A 1890-nucleotide genomic window follows, 5' to 3' on the forward strand; every position below is an offset into this window, starting at 1 on the left:
ATGCCATAGCCGATATGAGCAAACACTTTGCCGGCTTCGATCTCGTGGAACGCATTCGTGAGAAAATCATCTTGAAACTGAAAATGTTCTCGCTCGGTTTCTACACCAATGAGCGTCTGGGAGAGATAAGCACCGTCATTCACAAAGATGTTGATAATATGGAAATGGTAGTAGGACATCTATGGACACGGATGTCTGCCGACTTCATTGTAGCTCTGATACTCGGTATCGGGCTGTTCTGTGTGGACTGGCGCATGGGATTGGCAATGGTAGCCATTCTCCCCATTGCACTATTTTCTCTGTATCGGGGCATTCGCTCGGGAATGAAAGCGCAGCAGGAGGCACAAGACGGTCTGGCGGATATGGTCAGTCTCTTCGTGGAATATGTCAAGGGCATACCTGTACTGAAAATATTCGGAGGAAAAGGAATGTTCCGTGATAGGCTCGACCGTTCTGTCAGCGAGTTCGGAGAAAGCAGCAAGAAGACCTCACGGCAGGCGGCCGTAAGCGTGGGCAGATATGCCTTTCTTATAGAATTGGCTTTCGCTCTGATGGCTACAATCGGTCTTTGGTGGACTTGGCGTGGAGAACTTTCTCTTTTCGCTTATCTGATGTTTATCATCGTCTCGAAAGAATTCTACAAACCTTTTGTCAATATGGAGAATCATTGGCTGAACTACATTAAGGTAAAGGACAGCTACGGACGTATCTCCCACTTGTTGGATGCTCCTGTTATCGTCAATCCCGACCAACCGAAAACGGTGGAACGCATTGACCTCTCGTTTGAAAACATAGGGTTCCATTACGAAAAAGAGGGCTTTGAGATGAAAGACCTCACGTTCAACGTACCCGAACGGACGGTAACGGCTCTTGTCGGCTCGTCAGGGTCGGGGAAAACCACCATTACCAATCTGCTGCTCCGCTTTTGGGAACCGCAGGCGGGCAACATCCGTATCGGCGGAGTGGACATACGGGAAATAGACTACGATTATCTGCTCGGCAAAATCAGTGTGGTGATGCAGAATGTCATTCTCTTTTCCGACACCATTGCCAACAATATCAAGGTTGGCAACTGCAATGCCACACAGGGGGAAATCGAGGAAGCCGCACGTCGGGCGATGATACACGACTTCATTGTCAGTCTGCCTGATGGTTACGAAACGATAATCGGAGAGAACGGTTTGGGACTCTCGGGTGGACAGAAGCAACGCCTCTCCATCGCCCGTGCTTTCCTCAAAGACGCTCCCATCCTCCTTTTAGATGAGATAACGAGCAATGTTGATCCCGTCAATGAGTACAAAATACAGCAAGCAATGTCCGCCCTTATCCGAAACCGCACGGTCTTGGTCATTGCCCACCATTTGCAGACCATCCGCAATGCCCACCAGATTATCGTGATGGAGAAAGGACAACTTATGGAGAAAGGCACGCACGCCGAACTCAAAGCAAAAGATGGAATATACCGCAAGCTGCTGGCGATGCAGTAAGCTCGTAACAAGAACAGGCAGTAAGATTCTTCTTGCTGCCTGCTTTTTCTTGTTCAAACGAATTGTCTTTAGTTTACTCTCCAAAGCACCTAAGCTTTTTCTTGATTACTCCTAAGCTTTTAGTCGAAAGCTCTTGCTGCTTTTATTTACAGAGTAGAGACGTTAATTCTCCTCTCTTTCTATGAGTTTCTATTTCGGAAATTGTAACAAAGATAGGATATCGCAACACCAGCCATTTCTCCAATGCATCAAATTGCGTTTCACTTTTCCTCCAAGTGTCTCAAGAAAGTGATTTCTTAGACAATGCAAGGGCGACATTTCTCATATCTTTCATTATGCTTCGATCAAGGACTTTGGCATAATGTTGCGTCATCTTGATGTTGGAGTGACCAAGCATTTTCGC

Annotated in this window: 1 protein-coding gene; it reads left to right on the top strand. The window is 46.9% G+C overall.

Annotated features, from left to right (window positions below):
- Positions 1–1487: ABC transporter ATP-binding protein (locus GGR07_RS13735; protein ID WP_183200527.1), on the top strand; the 1487-nt coding region annotated here is incomplete at its 5' end.
- Positions 1488–1890 lie beyond the last annotated feature (403 nt).

It is taken from the genome of Bacteroides pyogenes, assembly GCF_014196225.1.
GTDB classification, from domain to species: Bacteria; Bacteroidota; Bacteroidia; order Bacteroidales; family Bacteroidaceae; genus Bacteroides; species Bacteroides pyogenes_A.